Here is a 20,363-nt window from a genome sequence, read left to right on the forward strand (position 1 = left end):
GTTGGACTCCAACCCTTCAGCTGCCTTTGGTCCACCCATGTCGCACGTTCGGCATTAGCCCCACCTGCCGCAGGGTCGCCAAATCACGTATGGTGATCTGGCGGTATCCCGTCTCAAGAACTCCGGCCTGCCGAAGCTCGCGGAGCGCTTTCTCCACCGTCGGCTCCGCTGCGCCACTCAAGGTTGCCAACTCCGTTTGAGTCAGCATTACGCCAAGAGTTCTGCCGGCCGGCACCGACTCTCCGTGTGCGGCCGATAGTTCTGCCAAGACCCTAGCCAATCGGACCTTCGCCGGGTAAGAGGCGAAGTCGACCCTTCGCTGGTTCGCCCAGCGGAAACGTGCAGCCGTGGTGCCCGCTAGCGCAAGCGCCGCCTCGGGGTGATCCTGCAAAAATGGATGCCAATCCCGCCGATGAATGACGTTGACCACCCCGTCACCGCAGCTGGTGACCGTGGCCGTGCGCGGTGCGCCGCCCAGCGCCGAGATCTCACCGACGACGTCACCCGAAACCCTGATTGCTAGAAGGGCCTGACGCCCATCTGCCAGATTGACAGTTACCTTCGCCAACGCATCGCGGAGCAGCACCATATGACTACCCTCGTCGCCTTCGCGAAGGATGCGGCCTCCCGGCTCCACCTTTACGGCTGTACCGATGGCAAGGAGCGCGGTGCGGACTGGCGGGGTCAGGTAGCTGAGTAGGGACCCCGGAGGCCACGGTGACAAGTCCTGTGGTCGGTCCTGGTGGTGTTGCATGTCAGCACCCCGTTCGCCGTCGGACGTGGCGATGCTTGGCCTGGTTGCGGTTGCATCGGCACAGCAACCATTCTGGTCGATGCAGTCGGCCGGCAGAAGGTATCCGAGCAGCGGCGTGCCAGTCACAGGAAGGATGCAAGGACCAGCCATGACGTTGCCGAGGCGACTGCAACGAAGGTCCACGGAAGCGCCGAACGCACCCGACAATGCTTGCCGTACGCGATCTGCCCGAGCAGCATCACGAGCCGCCACGCCTCCTTGCTCTCCTGACCAGCGACTAGGGCGATGGGTAGCGATTGAGGATCGGGGAAGCCGAAACGGTTCGGTCCTTCTGGTCCGGTCACCACCGGGCGGAAGCCGAGCGCCAGTTGCCGGGCACCGGCGACCAACGAGCAGATGAGCACGACGCAGGTGAGGCCAAGGGCTAGACCCAGCCCTGGCGTGCCTGCCAGTTCAGATCGCGTGGGCAGGCTACTGGCGATAAGGCCCGCCAGCGCTCCGTAGACACCAACGAGCTTCGCGATCTTGGTATCGGCGTGCTGGATCGAGTCTTGATGCATGCGAGCCGTGGCCAACGCTCGTTCCACGTCGGCAGTACCGGATGACACCGGGAACTGAGGGATGCTCATGGCATCAGTCAAGCCGTGGCGTCTCCGCCGGACCCCTTCGAAGTACGGCTTGACGCAAAGACGACAACAATCTCATTCCCGAAACCCGTACTTCGATGGCATTCCCAACGTCGCGCGTCGCTATAAGTGACATGGTCTCGCAAGCAAGGCGAGGCACGAGGGGGCGAGATGACACCGGCAGCGCAGGCGGACCGGCGGCTGATCATGTTCGTGGACATGGAAAGCTACAGCAGGAACGACGACATGGGACAGTTCCATGCCCAGAGCAACTTCCAAAAGATCATGCGAGATGCTGCCAAGCTTTGCGGGCTGGACCGGAATGGCTGGGTGATCCAGGCGAGCGGTGACGGTGAGTTCGCAATCTTTCCGCCTGGGACCTCGGAGCCGAGGATCGTTGCCGAACTCGTGCCGGCAATGGACCGGATTCTGCGCGACCACAATCGGCAAGCTGCGGACCACGCCCGTATCCGGATGCGTGTCGCCTTGCATCAGGGGCTGGTAGTACCGGGGGAAAACGGTTTCGCCGGCAAGGCAGTTGTAACGGCCGCTCGGCTGGTCAATGCCGAGCCTGCTCGGGAGGCATTGGGCTTATTCCCCGACGCCGCAGTAGCGCTAATCGTATCAGCCACCATTCACCGCGACGTCGTTTGCCAGTCCTACAGCGGCATCCGGCCAGACCGCTTCCGTCGGGTAGATGTTGAGGTGAAGTCCTTCGTGGACGAGGCCTGGGTGTTTGTGCCAGATGAGAATGTCAACTGCGCTCCCTTCGTGCTCGCCGCCGATGGACCAGGGAACGCTCGTCGTAGTGGTGGAAAGACAGGGCCATCGGCAGCAAGTCCCTCCGGCGGTAGCAGGTTCGACTTTGGCACCGTCACGAATAACGGGCCTACCGTGTACGGCGACCACGGCCGCGCCTACGGCTCACACGCGGTGTGGCGCGACGACGAGGAGCGAGAACGGTGACTCCCCACCGTCCCCCCGCTGACGAGCCATTACCAGTCGATGCAGGGCCTGGTGCGGAAACGCCCGGCTCTGGGCCGGAGGTGGACGATTCGAAGCAGCCGGCGACAGCAGGGAATCCCGAGCATGACCGGGACGAGGCGGGCGTCGATCTGCGCGACACAAAGGCCAGTGAGGAGGACGAGGAGGCAGAGGACCAGTCGGAGGATGCGACGGAGATCGACGAGTCTGGCAATTCTGCCGACTTCATGCAGTCCAATCCGACGCTCAGAGCATGGATGCCACGGCAGGGCAACCGCTTCCGGTTCGACGACGTCCGAAACGAAGGACCAACGGTCTATGGCGACTATGCGCGGATCATCGGCAACATCATCAACATCGGCCAAGACGATCGCGCTCGACTAAGTGCCGAGCCCGTTCGCCGGATTAAGCTCAAGGTGGCCACGTTAGTCAAGCCTGCATGTTTCGGTGACCTAACACAACGCTTGGGTCGAAGCCCGGTAGTTGGCCTCGCAGGCCCGGTTGGCACGGGGCGCTCGACGACTGCCTGCGCTGCACTCGTCGCTCGCCACGGCCAGGAACGCGTTCGGGAGATCATGCTCCCCGAGTCCAGCGATCCTTTGCAGATCCGAGATCACGCGGATTTACTGCAGAAGGGGCACGGCTACATCATTCGACTCGGCGCCAACGCCACTGCTGGGCTACTCCGAGCTTTGGAGCGAACCTTTGAGCAGCAAGAAGCGAGTGCGGTTTTGGTACGCGACCTAGACGTGCCAGACCGCGTGCTTCATCACGCGGAGGTATTTCAGAAAGGCAGTTTCGATCCGATAGCTGTTTTCCGTCGGCACCTCGTCTATAACCTCCATGGCCGCTGTGTTGACGGCCATGAGCACTGTGACGGGCACTGCGGGATCCGCTACGCTCGGAGGCTCTTGAAAAACGATCTCCTCCGCCGCGGCGTGACGCTGCTGGCTCGGCCCCGAGAATGCGCACAGCAGGCGGAAGTTATCGCGACCAGAATTCCGCAAAGCAATGAAGAACTGGCCGCACTGCTTCCGTCCGGAGAAGTGCGGCGACGTGTTCGTGCACGCGCCATTTTGGAGATGCCTACCGTCGACAGCGACTACCAACACCGCCAACTGCAGCACCGCAGGGCGCTACGAGTCACCTATGCAGTCTTTTCCGGCCATCCGATCGCCCACGTGACGGATGCGGCCGGGCTGTTGCTAGAGAAGCTCGATGGGCTCTTCGCCCATCCCGCCATCGGCCGGCCCGCGCTGGTACACAGCCTCCCCAGACTGCTCGGTGACGATCTTGCCGGCGACTGGGACGGCGAGGAGGAGCTAGCAGATCGGCTCCGACCTGACGTGGCGACCCGGATGGCGCAGGTGGAGCCGGATATGGTTCGGGCACTTCTGGACGTTTCCTGGAACGAATTCGACAACAGCCGGTCGGCACTCATCGGGTGGTTGGACGCGCTGGCCACTCATCCCGCTGAGAATTTCAAGCACTGCGCAGCAGTCGCTGCTGCCGGGTTCGCCTGTCACGACTTCGATCAAGTTTATAGCAGTGTGATCAGCAACTGGGCGAAAGACCGGAAGCCCGCCCTTCGCCGAGCAGCTGCGGCGGCGCTGGTGGCCGCGGCCAACCTTGCCAACTCAGGGACCCCCGACAGATCACCGAGCCACCGGATCAGCAGCCGCGTGAGCGTGGAAATTTCCTCACTCGCCCGGTCTGACGCCGCATTTGAACGAGACACAGCCGCCAAGGCATGGTCTATGGGCTTCCGAACCGTGAATCACAACCGATTATTGCATGACCTGACCCACGTCGCCCGAAACGCCCACGGCTATCTCGGCCACGAGGTCACGGAGTCGGTCACTCGACTGGCTGGGGATCTCGGCCATGCCCCGATCTTGGTTTTACTCAAGAAATGGTCACAAAGTGAGGATTCCGTCCTTGAGGTCGCGGCCGGTCGCGCGTTCAGCCGGTTGACAACGTCGGAACTTCCCTTTCCCGGCCAGTTTCCGCTGCTCTCGCTAGCAGGCGCATCGCCCCAAGCCTTAGAAGATGTGGCGGCGATCTGGCGCTTAATCCTCTTGGACCCCGATCTTGCAGAGAACGGTTGGCGCCAACTGGGTCACTGGCTGCGATCCTTCCGGGCATACCCACCGACCGCCGAGGCCTTTCGCGCCCTGCTCCGGAATCTCGTCCTCGACCGGAGCGTGCAGCCACGGTTCGCCTACTGGCTATCACGAGCAGGTGCCCTATCCCATTTTGCTTCGGCTGCCTGAGCTCAGGAGTGCCCATGACCTCCCCCAACGCTTTTGCTTCTACGAATGCCCTCGCCCGTTGGTGGCGAGGCCTGAAATCATGGCTGAGGCGGCTGTGGCTCGCTGCGAACCGCCTCCTTCCCGGTCCGCCACCGCCGATTCGACAATCCGTCCCGGAGAGCGTCAGCCAACGCCGTCGGCTGTCCCAGCCCATTATCGTGCCGGCACGCGGGTTCGTCTTCACGTTTGAGATCCAGGTGCTGCTGACCTGGCACGCGGAAAAGCTGAGCGAAGAACTGCTAGGTGCCTGGTCGTTGCAATTTGCCGACCTGGCACGGAGAGATGTTGAGAGACAGTGTGCTGAGCTGGCACGACATTTTTACCCGCAACAGGCCAGCGAACTCGAGTACCGCCTCAACCGGGAACTCTCGCGAAGCTACCGCACTTATGAACGACGGGGGATCGCTCTTCGCTGCCGGCCCGAGGTGAGGGTCCGTCTCGACCCGGAGGTACGCGAACAACTTCGAGCGATCCACCTCCAACGGATTCAGGAGGAAGGCGAGCACGAGTTACTCCTGCGACGAGCCCAGCGGACCGACCAACTGACCCAACGTTGGATCGCGGTGCTAGACCGGCTGCGCCACAGCCCTCTCGCGCATGCCGCAGCCCATCTTACCGATGAGCATCTGGCCAGCGTCATCGAACAGTACGTGACCGCAGAAGAGAAGGCGAACGTAGACCTTCTTGCTACTCGCCTAGACGGAATACTCCGACGTAGCGGACGAGTCGGGCAGCCCTTGGAGGCGCACGAGGCTGACGAGGTCATCAGGCTGCTTGACGACGTCCTAGCCGACGTTCCTGACCTCTTGTCGACCACTTACCGCCCAACCTCAGACGGCACCAAGGCGCAGTGACCTCTACCCATCTGAGGTAGTCAAGCGTTGTAAGAAGCCAGATGAGCCTTCGGGCCGCTGTTCATGCCTGGTCCTTGAGGTGTGACGAGCGCCGTTCATACGAATACGGTGGGCTGATGATCTGGATCGCCGGCAACGAGTACGGCACCGCCGCCGAGATCGCGCAAGGGCTCGGTCCCGACGTCACCGCAGACCGGGTTCGCGACTGGGCACGCCGCTCTGCCAACCCCGCCGACACGCTCCACGGCCTCTTGCCCCGCCATCACGCAACCGGCCGAGGTCGAGGAACTACCTGGTACCGCTTCGACCAGGCGGCCAAGGTGGAGGCCATCACCCGCCGCGCCAAGGGCGGACCGCCACGCACCGGCACCTTGAAGCGGCCAAGCGCGTCGAGTTGACGCCGGTGCACCGCAATGCGCAAACTCCATCACACATCCAACTTGTAGGTGGAATGTGCCCGCAGCCAGAATGCGCAAGCGCGGACCGGTAGTCATTCGGTTGCCGCGGGACAGCGAGACCCGCGGCAACGCGGCTCGGAACTTCATGACCAGCGGATGAAGTACTCGCCAGTGAAGTAGTACTGGTCGGCTCCGGGCTTCGTGGCCGTGTACCTGGCGTAGCGCTCGTGCATGCGCCCGAAGACCTGGTAGCGGTCGACGAACGGGAAGGCGTCGTCACCAACGGGGACCCGGAACGTGTGCTCGATTGCCGGGCCATCAATGAGGGTGACCGTGCGGTAGCCGGTCGGCGCCCGGTAGCGCCACGACCGGGGTGGCCAGCGCTCCTCGCGTTCTTCCCGCGCGAGCTGCCCCTGGTATTCGAGATCGTTCCACTCGTCGTCGTCCAACGCGCTTCGGCGGGCGGCCTGTCGGCCGGCCTGTTGGGCCTGGACGCGCCGCTCGTGCCGTACCGCTGCTTGCCGGGCGGCTTGGCGGCTGACACCGCGGGCGGCACCGATCTCGGCATAACTTGCCTGCGCCCGCTGGGCTTGCAGCGCAGCATCGTCGGCCAACTGGTCAAGCTGCACGGTCAGCTCACGGCAGGTCTGCAGGACGGCTAGGGCGTGCGCCCGGCGCTCGTCCTGAGGGCTGTTGAAGAACGGGTTGGAACTGGCGGTCTTTGCTACGCCGTGCTGGGCCAGCAGGTCCACGGCGTGGCGCATCGTCAGCTCGAACAGCTCTTGGCGAGTGTGGTCCACGAGCGACAATGCTAGTTGTCGCAATTCAATCGACGGCAACCTTCGTTGTCGATGGCATGGAGCCGCACGGAGCGCCCACAACCCGTCTGAGCTGGGAAGACGTGAATTTGCCGAGATACTCTTGACCGGCATTCGTTCGCGTGCCACTATCTCCGCAGTAGGTGCAGCGCGCCCAAATTCGGGCGGAGCCCTTAAACCAAGGCGGAACCGATGAGCGGTGCCGCCTTTTTTGCTGCCCGCCCAACCCCTGTTCTCGTTGGGCTGGCTTTGGCAAGACCTCCGGCTACGTCACCATCTCGGTCGGGCTGGCCAGGTCGCCCTGCACCCCGGGCAACCATCGCACCACACCTGCTCTCCGCCGGACCTACAGTCACCTGACTGCTGCCGGCGGACCCTTCCCCACGAGGAGGTGAAGCCTCCCACGCGCCTCGAGCGATAGATAACCCCGAGTGGACGCTCGGGGTTTTTTCATGCCCAAAAAACGATCTTGAAGGAAGTTCTGTGTTCAACGTGATGCGTCCGGGTGGGTCCAGTGGGTCCGGCCCGGCCTGGGGAGTGGTGGCGCTCGCTAGCGGCGGCGCGGTGGTCTCCGCGCTTGGCGGCACTGCGGTGGGGCATCCAGTGGCGGGCCTGGTGGTTGCTGGCTGCGTGCTGATCGCGCCTTGGCTGCTGGCCGGGGTGCTGGTGGCGGCCGCCGCTGTGGTGGCGATGCGCGGACGCCGCGGGCGTCGGAGCACGGTGACCGGCGAGGGCACGGTCGAGGTGATCGACGCGCTGCGGCGGCTGGTCGACAGCGTGCTCGGCCGCTGAGGCGGTAGACCCCTGGAGAGAGTCATGACCATCGGCTGTTTTAGGTGCAATCACACAAGCGCGGAGCTCGCTGCTACCTCATTCACGATAATATCTCTTCTCGTGATCGAAGAACGGTCGCGACGACCGTCGGGCGGTGAGCCGTGACCTCGTCGCAAAAGGACGCCGACATCACCGGGAACGCGCCCGCGAGCCGGCAGCCGGTGATCCTGCGGGCTGGCACCCACGATCGGCTGCGCCGCGTGATGCCCGAGAGCACCCGCTGCGCCTACACCGGTGACCTGCGCCGCTTCCTCACCTGGTGCGGCGACCAGCAGTTGCTGGACGTGGTCCCCACTCTCGACGACTTCGACACGCTCGCCGCAGCGCTGCACGCCCTGCTGGCCGACGGCTCCGACAGCCACATGGTCGTCACCGACTACGTCAGGTCCCTCGCCAACGCCGGCCGTGCCCCCGCCACCATCGAGCGAGCCCTGGCCGCGATCGCCGCCGCGCACCGCGCCACCGCCGCCGCTGCACTGCCCACCGACGGTCCTCGCGCCGTGCTGCGTGCTTACCGCCGTGACCAGGCCACCAGCGGCCCTGGCGGGCGGGCGCGCAAGGCTGCCCCGGTTACCGTCACCGCGCTGCGGGCCATGGTCTCCGTCCTCGACCGGAGCACTCCCGCCGGCGTTCGCGACATCGCGCTGCTCGTGCTCGGCTTCGCCCTCGCGGCCCGGCGCAGTGAGCTCACCGCCCTGGACATCACCGACCTCGTCTTCACCCCCAACGGACTGCACGTGACCGTGGGCACCGCCAAAACCGACCGGCACTCCGCCGGCCGGACCGCGGACCTCCCCTGGGGCATTGACCCTCGCACCTGCCCGGTGCACACCGCGCATGCCTGGCTCACCACGCTGGCCGACCACCGGCGCACCACCGGCCCGCTGCTAGTACGCATAGACCGGCACGGCCGGCTCGGCCTCGTGCCCACCGGCCGCGGCAGCGCGGACGGCCGGCTCACCGGCCAGGCAGTCGCCCTGATCGTCGCCCGCACCGCAGCCGCTGCCGGCCTCGACCCGCATGCCGCCTGGTCCGGCCACAGCCTGCGCCGCGGGTTCGCCACCGAGGCCTACCGCACCGGCGCCGACCTCCTGCGCATCGCACGCGCCGGCGGTTGGAAGGACGGCTCCACCACCCTGCATGGCTACATCAAAGACATCGACCGACGGCAAATTAACCCCTGACCGGCGTCGGCCTTTAAGGGTGCCGACTTGAAGCGAGTGTCAGGTTCCGAAGGGAACCAGAGACGCTCGCGTTGGCTCAGGCACGCCACCGTTGGCCGGGATAGTCGATCACTCGGGTTTCGGTACCCTGGCCCAGCACTACAAACCTCGTAGCGGGGGCGACCGGTGATGCGGCCGCACGGCTAGCCTAATCACAACGTCCGCCACCGTTTGCCTATGGCACGATCCGCGAGAGGCCCAGCGTTTGGGATCGACCGAGCAGCAGGGCGGGCGTTAAGCGCATTCAACCCCGATAAGGCTTGATCGGTACGAAGGCCCATCGGGGTTCAGCCCAAGTGTCGGACGGTTGACCTAGGCTGCCTGACGTGAACGGCGTGTGCAAGCGCTTCATCGCCGCAACAAATCAGCAGGCTGAGTGGTCGGCGCGGATCGCGCATGTTCCGGATCATCCTGAGAACTCCGTCATGGTCCAGGCATGGGACTTCGGTCGGCGGCAACTTCGATGCCTTTGGGAGATAGCAAGGTGACGCAGTCGTCGGCCGGCGGGTCCGGCACTACAGGTGGTGTTCTGCACGAGAACCGATGTGTTGCATGGCTGGCCGCTCACATGCTCGCCGAGACGGCGCTGCCGGATTGGGCCTCAGGCCGGCTGGTGCTCGGCGTAGGCAGCCAGACCGGCCGCCCCGTGGATGACGTCGGCGGGCTGACCGACGCGACGGGTTGGGTCTGCGTCCAGGCGAAGAAGAGACTGGCGCGCAGTGACCATCCGGACAGTGATCTTGCTGCGGCACTCGAGCAGCTGGTGGCGATCGATGCGGAGGGCGTTCCCGGCCGGCCGCCGAACCAGGATGAACTGCGGCCACTCGACCCTCGCGTCGACCGAGTGGTGATCCTGACAAACGAAGAGGCCCCCAGCACGATCGCCGTCGCGATGGCCCGGCTCGTCGATCGGCTGCGTACCTGGCCTGAAGCTGTTCCCCTGGCCGAGGCAGCCACCAATGCCAACGAACAAGCCTCCCTGCGCACCCTGCGCGGACACCTGGAACGTCTATGGGCCAAGCGTCACGGCACGACTTCCGACGAGAGCGTCCTGAGATCGCTGCTCCGTCCGCTCGCCGTGCGGGCGCTCGACCTACGGGATGAGGGCAGCGATCTCCGTGCCCTCCTCCTGGATCTTCGCGATCTTCTAAGAGATCCAGACAAGGCGCTTCACCTGTGGCGTGAACTGGAACTGATCGGACAGCGGCTGGCCGCCGAGCGCTCATGGGTGGAGCGCGCCGACCTGGTCCGGGAACTGGAGACCCTGGGCCTTCACCTCACGCCCGTAGCGCGGCTGCGCCGGGACGTCCAGCGGCTCCAAGCGGTCACGACCGGCAATCTCGGTTCGCCGCCTACGAATCTCACCCTCACCGCGCCGGAAGGCAACGTTCAGGTAAGCCGGGCCGTGTCGGAACTGCTCGACGTATCCGAAGGCAACGTGGCGATCACCGGCGATCCGGGTGCCGGCAAGTCGGTCGTCCTGCACCGGTTCGCAGACCGCCAGGCGGCCGACGTCGTCTACCTGACGCACCACCAACTGCGGGGCACGGCCGGTGACACCCGCGCCGAGCTCAACCTGGACCATGATTTGCATGAGGTCCTGACGGGCTGGACGGGTTCGCGCCCCGGACTTCTGCTGCTCGACGGGATCGATCAGACCCGAGGCGTCGAGGCGTCGAGCTGGCTGCCCGAGCTGGGCCAGCGTCTGCGCGAAACCCGCTGGCGGATCATCGGCAGCATCCGGTCGTTCGACCTTCGTCACGGCCCTCGCTGGCGAACGATGTTCGCAGGGACGCCAGTCGACCCCAGCCACCTCGACCCGGAACTCTCCCAGGTCGCCCACCTACTGATCGGCGACCTGACGGCGGAAGAGATCGCAACGGTACGCGGCGCCAGCCCTTCAATGGATAGGGTGCTCGACCGGGCCGACGATCGTCTGGCAGAACTCTTGGCCAACCCGTTCAACCTGAACCTGGTGGGCGAGCTGATCTCTGCGGATCTGGACGTGTCCCAGATCCGCAGCCGCCTGGATCTGCTCACCCGCTTCTGGCGACTACGCGTCGTCGATGCCCCCGACGGGCGAGTACGGCAGCGCGTGCTGCAGACCCTGGTCACCTCAATGGTCAACGCTCGCTCCCAGCAGGTCAGCGACTCGCAGCTCGGTGAGGCGGCCATGCTGACCGTCCTCGATGGCCTGCTCCGCGACGGCGTGCTGAGAGAAAGCCCAACCAGCCCGTGGGCGGCGAGCCAGCCGCTCGGTTTCGCCCACCCCGTCCTGTTCGACTACGCCGCCGCGATCATCGCGCTCGGCGATCTTGGCATCACGGAAAGTGTCGCTGACAGCCTCGACAAGGACCCGGATCTCGTCATGGTCCTCCGTCCGAGTCTGGACTACCGCCTAGCGATCGCCTGGCACGCCGATCCGAGCCGGACGAGCTATTGGCGGCTCGCCCTACGACTCGCCGCGCAGCAATCCGGGCACATGCTGGCCGCCGCAGCGGCCGCTACGATCGCCGCTCACGAGCTACGCGCCGCAGCCGAGCTGGGACTACTCGAATCGGCCTGTCTCGCGACCACAGACCATGCAACCTGGACGGTCGACGATGCGCGCGGGCTGGCATTCCTGGTCGCAGCCGGGCTTGGTGCTGCCGAGGCGGGCCCCGCCGCACTGGACGCGTTCGGGGAGCTCTTGGTGGGACTTGCGCTGCACAGCGTGAACAATGACGACGTAGGGTTGGCGCTTCTTGTTGCGCAGCTTGGCCGCCGCGCGGCGGGTGATCAAGCGCCGATGGCCGGCACACTTGCTGCCCGCGGTTGGGTCAGCGCCGCTATCGCCGCCGTGATCGTTGGTCTAGCCGACGTGAATGACCCCCATCGCGCGAATCTTGCCGATCCCGGGGGCCGTGCGCTAGCCGCCGCGGCAACCCTCGACGCTGCCGCGACCGCCGACACCATCCGTCTGGTCATCGCCCCACCCGCGCTGCGCGGTTGGGGCGTTCGAGCCGTCCGTCCGTTGATCAACGTTCTACCGCAGATTGCAGCCCAGGATTCCGGCCTCGCCGTCGACCTCGGCGCAAGCGTGTGGCTCTTCGAGGACGACCGGACGCAGTCAACGAACATGCTCAACAGTCAAATACTTCCGCTTACATCGAACCGCCAGCAGGATCTGGAGAGCACCCAGTACCAGGTCAGCCAAGCGTTCCCCGCCTTGGCGGCGGTGGACGTCGTCGCGGCGACCAGGCTCCTTATCAAAATTGTTGAATCCCGTCGAGTGCTTCAGTACGGCAGCATCGAGTCGCAGGCAAGCCAGCGGCCGTGGGTACGGTACAGCGGCGACCTGCGGCACGCGGGCGGTCATCGCTCGCTCCCCGCCATGGCCGACGCCCTCGTCGACGGCATCGAGAAGCTCGCGCCGGACTGCGGCAATGCGATCGATCTGCTCATCGACTGCCTCACCCACGCCGAGGTGTGGAACCGGCTGCTTCACCGAGCCGCGACAAGCGAGTCACCAGCGCTCGCGCACGCCCTCCGGCCGGCGCTGGCGAGTCCGTCGCTCTTTGCCCACAGCCAGACATGGCCGGCCGCTGGCCACGTCGCCGCCCGCCTGTCCCCACTGCTCTCCGCGTCCGAGCGCGACGCGCTGGAGCAGGCCATTGTCGCGGCGACCGAACCCGGCACAGCCGACCCGGAGCCACGGCGGGACAGCCTCCGCGCGCGGCAGGAAGCGCTGCTGAGCGCCCTCGCGTCTGGAAGGGCCAGCGAGGATACAAATTGCCCGTTGCCCCCCATCCTGGTTCCGAACGACAAGTCACGTCGTGTGGAGCCTGAGATGGGCGCGACTGACGCGTCCCCCGAGGCGCGGCTCCTCCGGCAGGTCGACGAGGCCCTCGGGACCGCCAACCAGTCAGACAACCGTGACGCCGCGAGCCGGCAGCTGGTGGCCATGTGGCCGCAGCTCATCGCCACGTGCGCTGCGGATACCACGAACCTGCAGTTGCATGAACGCCTGCTGCGAGCCGCCGACCACATCGCTCGTCTGCCGGAGGTTCTGCCGAACACGGTCCTCGGTCGACAGATTTTCGAGGCCGTCGAGGCGGCCATGCCGAAGCCCAGCCCCGCCGGAAGTCTGCCCGGCATCAACAACAACCGGTTCGCGAGTTGGTCGTGCACACCCGAAAGCGGAGCGCTGAGCACCGCACGCACTCTCCTCACGCGACCCGAGTGGCAGCGCGCACACGGTGACCAGCTAAGTGCACACCTGCTCAGCCATCTCGACAGCAGCGAGTGGACGTACCGATACCTCAGCACGACCGCCATTGGCCTCATCTTCACCGAGCCGAACGAACTTCTCTCCCAGGTCGACAGCCGGCTCGCAGCCGAAACCGACGACCACGTCGCCTCAGTGCTAGTCCATGTGATGGCACGTTATGTGCATAGTCGACCCTTTGACGTGGATGGAATACTCGCCCGCTTGACCTCCATGCCTGATTGGCCTTATCTGCTCGATCCGGGCCATGATCCGACAAAGATTCATGACACCCCATGTGAGGCTGTGGTTCAGTGCCTTACAGCCCTTGCGGTCCTATACGACAGTCCTTTTGCCAGGTCCACGGTTCGAGCGTGGCTTTCGAGCCCTACCGACCATGCCGCTGCGGTGATCGTGATAGCGAGGCACCTCCGTGATCTCCTTAATCCGGCCGACCCCTCCCTTCAAGGAGCACAACGCAAGGCATTCGAGCTGCTGACGCTCACCTTGAAACCGCTCCAACCCGCTTGGGCCGAGCCCACGCAAATGGAGAGCGCGCTGACCGTGGCTGACGCAGTCGCTCAGGAAATTTACCTAGCCAGCGGCGCCTTCGATAGACAGCAGGGTTCTCGCGGAGAATTCGGTGACCCGCTCCTCTTCGCGAAGCTCGCGCTGCCACTTTTGGACGGCATTCGCCAGGTTCACCACCCGGCGGTCACGCACCACATCATCGAGACGGTCGAGCACCTAAGCACGCTCCAGCCCAAGCCGGCATTGCTCCTAACGATGCGGGCGATCATCGAGGATCAGGGTTACGTCGCCGAGTCGCTCGGCGTTGACGCCGCCCTCAAGCTGATCAATCGCTTCGTGGCCGACCACCGGGAACTCGTCTTGGGCGACCCTGAGTGCGTTACCGCCGTACGCGTCCTGCTCGAACGATTTGTGCGCGCGGGATGGCCACAAGCCGTACAGATGGCAGAACGCATGGACGAATTGTTCCGCTGATATGTTGCCCGCAGCTCGAAGCGGAAGTGGAATCAAAAGGTGACCCGCTCATTCGACTCGCCGCCTTCGCGCCGCCGGCAGCCACTCTATGACGCGCTACCTACGCGGGCCATAGACCTGCTTGTCGCCTTCGCCGATGACACCATCGCCACGACGTGCCACTTGCCCGACTGGCCTTCGCTACGCTCCGGCTTCCTAGCTTCAAGCATTTTGCACTCGCGCGATCTCGCGGTAACTTCGATCCGCCCAGGTCTCGGTTACTGCTGATTGAGGTCCACATGCGTGAGGTCGTGCGTCGGTCGGTACGAGCGATTCTGTGGGACGAACGCGATCAGCTCGTGTTGATCAAGAGGACGAAGCCCGGCCAAGCTCCCTACTGGACTGCGCCCGGTGGCGGCCTTGAGCCGACGGATGCATCCCTAGATGCAGCCCTGCGCCGTGAGCTGCAGGAGGAGCTGGGCGCGGAGGCAGAAGGGCTCAGCCAGGTGTTCTTGTTCAGCTCGCCGTCGGGTGATGGGGTGTCCGTACAGCACTTCGTCTCCTGCCGGCTCAAACGGGTTGATGAGAATGCCCGTACGGGTCCGGAGTTCACTGATCCGGGCCGGGGTGGCTATGCCCTGGACCGGGTGGCTGTCGACCGCCTTCCTGAGGTGGATCTGAAGCCTGAGGCCCTGAAGGATTTTATCCTCGCGAACACTGACGCGTTGCTATCGGAATTGACCTGAATCGGGCCAGATCCCTGCCGGTGCGAGCGTAAATCGGCGCGCGGCTTGGAACACGTCCTGGGGGCGGCTCGCTCCAGCGATGATCGCTGCGACGGCACCGATGAGCACTCGGTGCGAGACGATCAATGCTGTGTTTCCTTCGACGGAGTGTCCGAGGACCGCCGCGGCGGCCATCGCTCGTTCGTAAAGCGCTGTAAGGCTCTCGCCCCCGGCCAGGGCCGAGTCCGGGTCGCGGAGCCGGTCGCTGCGCCAGGTCTGGTACTCAAGTGGGTACTCGTGAGGTCCTTTGCCGAGGACGCAGTCGGGTGGACGCCACTCGGCGTACAGCGGGTTGGGGGTGGCGAGCGGCACGCCGAGCAGCGCAGCCAGGATCTGCGCGCTCGTGGTGGCGCGCGGATGCGGGCTGGTGAAGACGATTGTGGTCCGGACACCGCGGTCACGAAGTGTGTGGGCGGTGGCGGCGATTTGTGCCGCGCCGCGCGCGGTGAGGGGTGTGCCGGGTCGGGCATGGGCGTGGGGTCGGGTGATTCCGTCGAGGCTGGTTCCGTGGCGGATCCAGAGGGTGGTCATGAAAGGTGCCAGCCGCCGTCGACGTTGATCGCTTGGCCGGTGATGAACCCCGCTTCCGGGGTGGTCAGGAAGGCGATGGCGGCGGCGACATCTGAGGGTTGGCCCCGTCGTTTGATGCACTGCCGGTCGAGCTGGCGTCGGACCATGGCCTCGTGATCGGGTACGACGCTGTGTTCTGCGGGGACCTCGATCGAGCCGGGCCGCACGGTGTTGACGGTGATGTTGTGGGGGCCGAGTTCGCGGGCGAGCGCGCGGACGAGTCCTTCCAGGCCGCTTTTCGCGGCGATGTAGCCGGCGAGGTCGATGCGTCCGATCTGGGTCATGACTGAGGAGACGGCGACGATGCGCCCGTAGTTGTTGTTGATGAAGGCGGGCGTGCCGGCGCGGATGACAGCGGCGTGCGTGACGAGGTTGAGTTCGAGCTGGTCGCGAAGGGCGTCGAGGTCCGTCTGGCTCCAAGGGATGCGGGGGTACGCCCCGGCGTTGCTGATCAGGGCTGTGAGTCGGGCGGCGTGTTGCTCGATCGCGGCGCGGAGTGCGGTCTGGGTGTCAGCCGCGGTCAGGTCCCCGGTGATGGTGTGGGTCTGGGCGCCGTGGCGGCGGGCGGCCTCGACGACCGCGGCGAGGTCGGTGTCGTCGTGGCGGTGGGTCAGGACGAGGTCGAAGTCGGCGGACAGTCGGGCGGCGATGGCCGCTCCGATGCCCGTACCTGCTCCGGTGATGACGGCGATGGGGCGGCTCATGAGGGCGGCTCCGTCGGTACACAAGGGGTGAGTCCGAGGATCTGTTCCAGGTCGGCGTCGGGCGCGTAGAGGTCGGCGAGTAAGCCCAGCGACAGAGCGGCGTCGCGGGGCTCAAGGAGCTGTAGTGGATAGACGGCGAGGATTCGCATGGCAAGGTAGGGGCGTATCCAGGTGAGCAGATCCGTGGTGGCGGAGAGTGCGAGCGGCCGGGCGAGCGTCGTGAGGTATCGGGTGATGGCTTGCTGCCGGGCCGGCGATGGGTGGTGCTGGTAGTCGATGCCGACCGATCGGTGGGAGAGTCTTCTGAGCCGTACGGTGGGTTCGACAGCTTCGGCGAGTGCCTTCCTGTGGTCGGCGTAGGCGTCGGTGTTGTGGTGGGGGACGAGCCAGGCGCCGTGCAGTCTCTGGTACCAGAGGAAGCAGGCGATCTCGCCGGGCAGGGCGTTGAGGCCTGCGGTGTCGTAGTCGAACCAGACGGGCTGGTGGTCGGCGTCGAGGCCAATGTTGAAGTCGGTGGGGTCGCCCTGGGTCATCGCGGCCCAGACCTGCTCGTCGGGTTGGAAGGCGTCGCGTAGCTCGCTGACAAGGGCATGAAGGTCGAGCCGTCGGGGCTGTCCGTTGACCACGAGGGTGGTCTCTCGCAGCTCGGAGGGTCGGAGACCGTCGGCGTCGGCCAGTTTGAGCACGATCGGGTTGTGACCGTAGTAGTGGTCCAGCCTGCAGCCCGGCTGGGCCCGGTCGCGGTAGAGCTTGCTGTTGGTGCGTGAGGCGGGGACTCGGCAGATGGTCGCGTCGATGGTTCGGCGGTAGTGCTGGATGATGGCGTCGAGCCCACGATCGAGGTTGGCCGCGCTGTCGGTGTCGGTGGACGTAACGGCGTCGAGGAGCAGGCCGGTGTCCGGAAGATCTGGTTGGTGGCGGTCGTAGAGGGTGAGGGTCCAGTGCCCGATGCGGTGTTGGGAATGCAGCCCTGGTACCCGGTAGTGGTGGCGGATTCGTTGGTATCCGGCGGCTTCGGCGGCGGCCTCCACCGGGTTCGGGTTCACCTTGGCGAAGAGGCGGTGTGAGCCGATGTCGAGGTGGAACGTGCGGTTCTTGGTGAAGCGGCGGTAGCGGGCGACCCGGATCATCGAGGCCACCAGCCGGCGCGCTGCCCCGCGAAGTCTGCTATGTCCTTGGCGGGGATGGCGCGAAGGTCGCTCGCGGTTGACCAGAGAGTGTCGTCGTAGCAGTCCCGCACGGGACACGCATCGGCGACCGACATCAGGTGCGAGAACGGGGTGGCCACCGCGTGGTGGTGTGGCGATCCGGTGATCCACTTGGCGTAGCCGTGCCGTCCGTAGAGGCCGACCACGTGCGGCTGGGTGCCGTCCGGTCGGATGGTGAGCGCGGCGAGATGGGTCAGGCCGGTGTCGTTGCCGATGACCAGCTCGGCGGTGGCGAAGAGGTCAATGCAGTCGACCGCCGTTGGCCCGTGAAGTACTTCGATCTGCCCTACGGATGCCGGAGGTTGGTGGCCCGGTGGTGTCACCAGGCTGAAGCGCCAGGCGCCCGAGTGGCGGGCCCTCAGGTGTTTGGCGAGGGCTGCGAAGTTGTCGATGCCGTAGTCCTTGCGGTCGGGGCGACTCGTCGTGGCCACGAAGAGCACGTGGAATGGGTCTGGCGCTGCGACGGTCGACCGGAACCTGGGGCACGGATCACCGGATGCGGGGAGCCTGGCGCCGAGGGTCTGCTCGATGTCGAGGTAGTAGCGCATCGGCAGCGCCGCATGGACCTCGACAACGTCGACGTCGACGAGGTCGAGCAGCGTCGGAGGCGATTCCGGTACCGCGTCGAATTCCAAGGCGTTATCGCTGCTCCGCGTGCCCAGTTGGTGCCCGTCCCCGTACGCGACCGTGACCGTGACTGGAAGGGTGCACCGGGCGATTAGGTCCGCCCGCCTGCCGGCGTACTCCAGTGTTTCGAACTGATCGTGTGTGGCGTCGTGAAGTGCCTGAGCCATGGCGAGGCCGAGCAGCAGGTCGCCGAGTCCGCGAGAGCCGAAGTCGACGCGCCACCCAGTCTCACGTACCGCGTCGAGCCGTGCCCGTCGCGGCGGGATCTCTCCGTTGGCTCGTCGATACGGCAGGAGCCGGCCGAGCGGCGCCTGTTCACGTCGGACGAGGTACCGCCCGCCGCGGTGGCGCACAGGCTCCTCGACGAGGGTCACAGCGTGGTCAGTACGCACAGCGGGACCTCGTTGCTCTCGAGCAGACGTCGACCATCTCCGGCGGTGTCTTCGACCAGGCAGAGCGCACCAGTGATATCGGCTCCGGCCGCACGGAGCGCCTTGACGAGATTGGCCAACGTGAGTCCGGTGGTTATCTCGTCATCCACGATGAGGACGCGCTGGCCTTTGAAGTCGCCGTACGCGAAGACCTCAAGGCGCCGGGCATGCGGCTCGTGGAAGACAAGCTTCTCGGGTAGGTCAAGGTTGACCTTCCAGGCAAGGCGGTATTGGCTGCCACTGGCCCAAGCGATCCCGATCGTGGGAACGATGCCGCCGGCGTCGAGACCCAACAGCAGATCGTGCTGCCGGTACGCCGGGTGCTCACACCATCGCTGCCACAAGCTTCGCCCGGTGGCCAGTACCTGTTCTGCGGCCACATCGGTGCGGATGCCGTCGAGGCCATGGACGACGCGGATCGGGCGAGTGGTGTCTCCCACCCCGAGCCGGGTCACTCGATCGGCGTGAAGAACCTCGTCAAAAGCGGTGGTCATCGAAGATCAGGTCCTTCCGTCTTGGGGGTGTCGGGGGTGGCCGCGCAGCCGAACGTGTCGTAGTAAGCGAGGATTCTGGCGGCGGCTTCGCGGACCCGGTGGGAGAGCGTTTCGCCCTGTCGCCACCGGTCGCCGCTGACCTCGGCCGCTGCCGGAAGGTCGACTTCGGCACCCGGATGGCTGGTGGTGAAGGCGAGGCGGACCTCCTCGCTGGCGTCTAGGTCAACCCCATCGGCGCGCAGGATGATCTTCATGATCAGCACAACGTGCTTATAGACAGCGCGGACATCGAGTGCCGGGTTCGCGGCGAGTCGCCGCAGCACCATCACCACGAGCGGAAGCTCGCTGCGTGAGGCCCGGTCGTCGGTTGGTGCGTCGAAGGCGTTGAGTGTGAGGCCGTCTCGGCGGTAGAGCAGACCTCGCCCATCGTGGGCAATCTGCCGCAACGCGTGCAGTACCCGAGGTGGGACGGACCCGGCGCGCACCTCTCGCGTGGTGAACGAGGACAGCGCGATCTTTTCTCCCGCCGGTCCCCGGTGGGGTATACGCCTGACCTGGAGCCAGTCCAGCGGCAGCGTGTCGCGCACGACAAGGAGGTCGATATCGCTCCATCCCGGTAGCCAGCCCTGGTGGGCGAGGCTGCCGGTGGCGGCGACAAGCGCTGTCTCAGAGTCGGTCAGCCTGGCGATGCAGTCCGCGAGTACCGGTTGCAGAGACTCAGGGATGGCCGCTTCTGCCTGCGGCGGAACCTTGGCACCGGACCTGCGGTGAACCACTTCAGTGACTGCGCTCTTCAGCGCGGCGAGGCTGCGGCTGTTGTCGAGGATTGTGTCGGCGATCGACGCGATGCGGTCTCCGCCACGGCTTCGCTTGATCGCGTCGCGAGTGGCGAGCGATCCCGTGGGCTCGGTGGCACGCAGCGAGCGAAGCCGGTGCGGGATGTCGAGGTATAGCCCTCTTGGTCAGGATGGCGTGAGGCACCCCGTGTGAGTGGGGTGGTGACCTGCTGAGGGCGGGGATCGGAGATCCTTGTGTACGTGTCCACTTCATCTGGCAAGCAGCCGGCGGCTGGCGGCGGTGACCCGGCGCCGAAGCCGTCGCGGCGGGTTTTCAGCCCTGAGTTCAAGCTCGCGATGGTCACCGAATATGAGAACGCCGCGAATGGGGAGAAGGGCGCGATCTTGCGCCGGGAAGGCTTGTACTCGTCGCACATCATCGAGTGGACACGGGCTCGGGATGCCGGGCAACTCGGCCAGGTAGGAGCTCCGGGGACGGATTCTGGTACTGCGGCGGCCGGGTCGCGGGTGAAGAAGTCCGCAGAACAGATCGAGCTGGAGAAGCTGCGCCGGCAGAACGAGAAGCTGCAAGCGGATCTGAAGAAGACCCGCATGGCGTTGGACATCATGGGAAAAGCACACGCGCTCTTGGAAGAATTCTCCGAGAGCGCGGACAACGACAACCCGCCGAAGAGATCCTGACCGACGTGTTTGGCGAGTTACGCGACGCGGACA

The 20,363-nt window shown here is 65.5% G+C and carries 18 protein-coding genes; 9 read left to right on the plus strand and 9 right to left on the minus strand.

Annotated elements, in window-relative coordinates:
* Positions 1 to 16: 16 nt before the first annotated feature.
* Positions 17 to 589, minus strand: coding sequence for a Crp/Fnr family transcriptional regulator (locus tag ACLQ25_RS07740; RefSeq protein WP_425730198.1), 573 nt, complete (start codon positions 587 to 589; stop codon positions 17 to 19).
* Between the two features lie 287 nt (positions 590 to 876).
* Positions 877 to 1,383, minus strand: a complete 507-nt coding sequence (locus ACLQ25_RS07745) for a hypothetical protein (RefSeq protein WP_393368404.1) — start codon at positions 1,381 to 1,383, stop codon at positions 877 to 879.
* Between the two features lie 168 nt (positions 1,384 to 1,551).
* Here ACLQ25_RS07745 and ACLQ25_RS07750 point away from each other — a divergent pair, with 168 nt between their 5' ends.
* The 4 genes from ACLQ25_RS07750 (at position 1,552) to ACLQ25_RS07765 (ending at position 5,928) form a co-directional block, all read left to right on the plus strand.
* Positions 1,552 to 2,346 (plus strand): hypothetical protein, encoded by a 795-nt coding sequence (locus tag ACLQ25_RS07750; RefSeq protein ID WP_425730199.1) that lies wholly within the window; start codon positions 1,552 to 1,554, stop codon positions 2,344 to 2,346.
* An 80-nt stretch (positions 2,347 to 2,426) separates the two neighbouring features.
* A complete protein-coding gene (locus ACLQ25_RS07755) occupies positions 2,427 to 4,637 on the plus strand; it encodes a hypothetical protein (protein WP_425730200.1) in 2,211 nt (736 codons plus the stop codon).
* A 14-nt stretch (positions 4,638 to 4,651) separates the two neighbouring features.
* Positions 4,652 to 5,530: a hypothetical protein gene (locus tag ACLQ25_RS07760; RefSeq protein ID WP_425730201.1), complete on the plus strand. Its 879-nt coding sequence runs from the start codon at positions 4,652 to 4,654 to the stop codon at positions 5,528 to 5,530.
* A 116-nt stretch (positions 5,531 to 5,646) separates the two neighbouring features.
* Positions 5,647 to 5,928, plus strand: a complete 282-nt coding sequence (locus tag ACLQ25_RS07765; protein WP_124770913.1) for a hypothetical protein — start codon at positions 5,647 to 5,649, stop codon at positions 5,926 to 5,928.
* 143 nt (positions 5,929 to 6,071) lie between these two features.
* Here the strand turns inward: ACLQ25_RS07765 and ACLQ25_RS07770 are convergent, their stop codons facing one another.
* A complete protein-coding gene (locus tag ACLQ25_RS07770) occupies positions 6,072 to 6,728 on the minus strand; it encodes a hypothetical protein (RefSeq protein WP_425730202.1) in 657 nt (218 codons plus the stop codon).
* Positions 6,729 to 7,229: 501 nt separating this feature from the next.
* On the opposite strand from ACLQ25_RS07770, the gene ACLQ25_RS07775 reads away from it, so the two are divergent.
* The 4 genes from ACLQ25_RS07775 to ACLQ25_RS07790 all read left to right on the plus strand — a co-directional run bounded on the left by ACLQ25_RS07775 (position 7,230) and on the right by ACLQ25_RS07790 (position 14,779).
* Positions 7,230 to 7,538, plus strand: coding sequence for a hypothetical protein (locus ACLQ25_RS07775; RefSeq protein ID WP_425730203.1), 309 nt, complete (start codon positions 7,230 to 7,232; stop codon positions 7,536 to 7,538).
* Positions 7,539 to 7,681: 143 nt separating this feature from the next.
* Positions 7,682 to 8,764, plus strand: a complete 1,083-nt coding sequence (locus ACLQ25_RS07780; protein ID WP_425730204.1) for a site-specific integrase — start codon at positions 7,682 to 7,684, stop codon at positions 8,762 to 8,764.
* A gap of 523 nt (positions 8,765 to 9,287) precedes the next feature.
* Entirely contained in the window at positions 9,288 to 14,054 is a 4,767-nt protein-coding gene (locus ACLQ25_RS07785; protein WP_425730205.1) for a hypothetical protein, read from the plus strand.
* Positions 14,055 to 14,332: 278 nt separating this feature from the next.
* Positions 14,333 to 14,779 carry an NUDIX hydrolase gene (locus ACLQ25_RS07790; protein WP_425730206.1) on the plus strand — a complete coding sequence of 149 codons (447 nt, stop codon included), beginning with the start codon at positions 14,333 to 14,335 and terminating at the stop codon, positions 14,777 to 14,779.
* On the opposite strand, the gene ACLQ25_RS07795 is transcribed toward ACLQ25_RS07790, so the two are convergent.
* Genes ACLQ25_RS07795 through ACLQ25_RS07820 form a run of 6 tightly spaced genes read right to left on the minus strand, consistent with a single transcriptional unit; the run spans position 14,762 to position 19,628 of the window.
* Positions 14,762 to 15,349 (minus strand): histidine phosphatase family protein, encoded by a 588-nt coding sequence (locus ACLQ25_RS07795; RefSeq protein ID WP_425730207.1) that lies wholly within the window; start codon positions 15,347 to 15,349, stop codon positions 14,762 to 14,764. The two genes, ACLQ25_RS07790 and ACLQ25_RS07795, sit on opposite strands and share 18 nt — an antisense overlap.
* Positions 15,346 to 16,092: an SDR family NAD(P)-dependent oxidoreductase gene (locus ACLQ25_RS07800; RefSeq protein WP_425730208.1), complete on the minus strand. Its 747-nt coding sequence runs from the start codon at positions 16,090 to 16,092 to the stop codon at positions 15,346 to 15,348. Before ACLQ25_RS07800 ends, ACLQ25_RS07795 begins: the two co-directional genes overlap by 4 nt.
* Positions 16,089 to 17,222: a hypothetical protein gene (locus tag ACLQ25_RS07805; protein WP_425730209.1), complete on the minus strand. Its 1,134-nt coding sequence runs from the start codon at positions 17,220 to 17,222 to the stop codon at positions 16,089 to 16,091. Before ACLQ25_RS07805 ends, ACLQ25_RS07800 begins: the two co-directional genes overlap by 4 nt.
* On the minus strand, positions 17,219 to 18,301 hold the full coding sequence (locus ACLQ25_RS07810) for a glycosyltransferase family 9 protein (RefSeq protein ID WP_425730210.1): 1,083 nt from the start codon (positions 18,299 to 18,301) through the stop codon (positions 17,219 to 17,221). Before ACLQ25_RS07810 ends, ACLQ25_RS07805 begins: the two co-directional genes overlap by 4 nt.
* Positions 18,298 to 18,852 (minus strand): phosphoribosyltransferase, encoded by a 555-nt coding sequence (locus ACLQ25_RS07815; protein WP_425730211.1) that lies wholly within the window; start codon positions 18,850 to 18,852, stop codon positions 18,298 to 18,300. Before ACLQ25_RS07815 ends, ACLQ25_RS07810 begins: the two co-directional genes overlap by 4 nt.
* Positions 18,849 to 19,628: a hypothetical protein gene (locus ACLQ25_RS07820; RefSeq protein WP_425730212.1), complete on the minus strand. Its 780-nt coding sequence runs from the start codon at positions 19,626 to 19,628 to the stop codon at positions 18,849 to 18,851. Before ACLQ25_RS07820 ends, ACLQ25_RS07815 begins: the two co-directional genes overlap by 4 nt.
* A gap of 261 nt (positions 19,629 to 19,889) precedes the next feature.
* Here ACLQ25_RS07820 and ACLQ25_RS07825 point away from each other — a divergent pair, with 261 nt between their 5' ends.
* Positions 19,890 to 20,330: a transposase gene (locus ACLQ25_RS07825; protein WP_425730213.1), complete on the plus strand. Its 441-nt coding sequence runs from the start codon at positions 19,890 to 19,892 to the stop codon at positions 20,328 to 20,330.
* Positions 20,331 to 20,363: the final 33 nt, after the last annotated feature.

The organism is Micromonospora sp. DT44 (assembly GCF_049841635.1).
In the GTDB taxonomy this organism is placed as follows: domain Bacteria; phylum Actinomycetota; class Actinomycetes; order Mycobacteriales; family Micromonosporaceae; genus Micromonospora.

What these genes read in the sequence shown, in the direction of transcription:
- ACLQ25_RS07740 (WP_425730198.1), bottom strand. Translation starts at nt 589, where the DNA reads ATGGTGCTGCTCCGCGATGCGTTGGCGAAGGTAACTGTCAATCTGGCA.
- ACLQ25_RS07745 (WP_393368404.1), bottom strand. Translation starts at nt 1,383, where the DNA reads ATGAGCATCCCTCAGTTCCCGGTGTCATCCGGTACTGCCGACGTGGAA.
- ACLQ25_RS07750 (WP_425730199.1), top strand. Translation starts at nt 1,552, where the DNA reads ATGACACCGGCAGCGCAGGCGGACCGGCGGCTGATCATGTTCGTGGAC.
- ACLQ25_RS07760 (WP_425730201.1), top strand. Translation starts at nt 4,652, where the DNA reads ATGACCTCCCCCAACGCTTTTGCTTCTACGAATGCCCTCGCCCGTTGG.
- ACLQ25_RS07765 (WP_124770913.1), top strand. Translation starts at nt 5,647, where the DNA reads ATGATCTGGATCGCCGGCAACGAGTACGGCACCGCCGCCGAGATCGCG.
- ACLQ25_RS07790 (WP_425730206.1), top strand. Translation starts at nt 14,333, where the DNA reads ATGCGTGAGGTCGTGCGTCGGTCGGTACGAGCGATTCTGTGGGACGAA.
- ACLQ25_RS07795 (WP_425730207.1), bottom strand. Translation starts at nt 15,349, where the DNA reads ATGACCACCCTCTGGATCCGCCACGGAACCAGCCTCGACGGAATCACC.
- ACLQ25_RS07800 (WP_425730208.1), bottom strand. Translation starts at nt 16,092, where the DNA reads ATGAGCCGCCCCATCGCCGTCATCACCGGAGCAGGTACGGGCATCGGA.
- ACLQ25_RS07805 (WP_425730209.1), bottom strand. Translation starts at nt 17,222, where the DNA reads ATGATCCGGGTCGCCCGCTACCGCCGCTTCACCAAGAACCGCACGTTC.
- ACLQ25_RS07815 (WP_425730211.1), bottom strand. Translation starts at nt 18,852, where the DNA reads ATGACCACCGCTTTTGACGAGGTTCTTCACGCCGATCGAGTGACCCGG.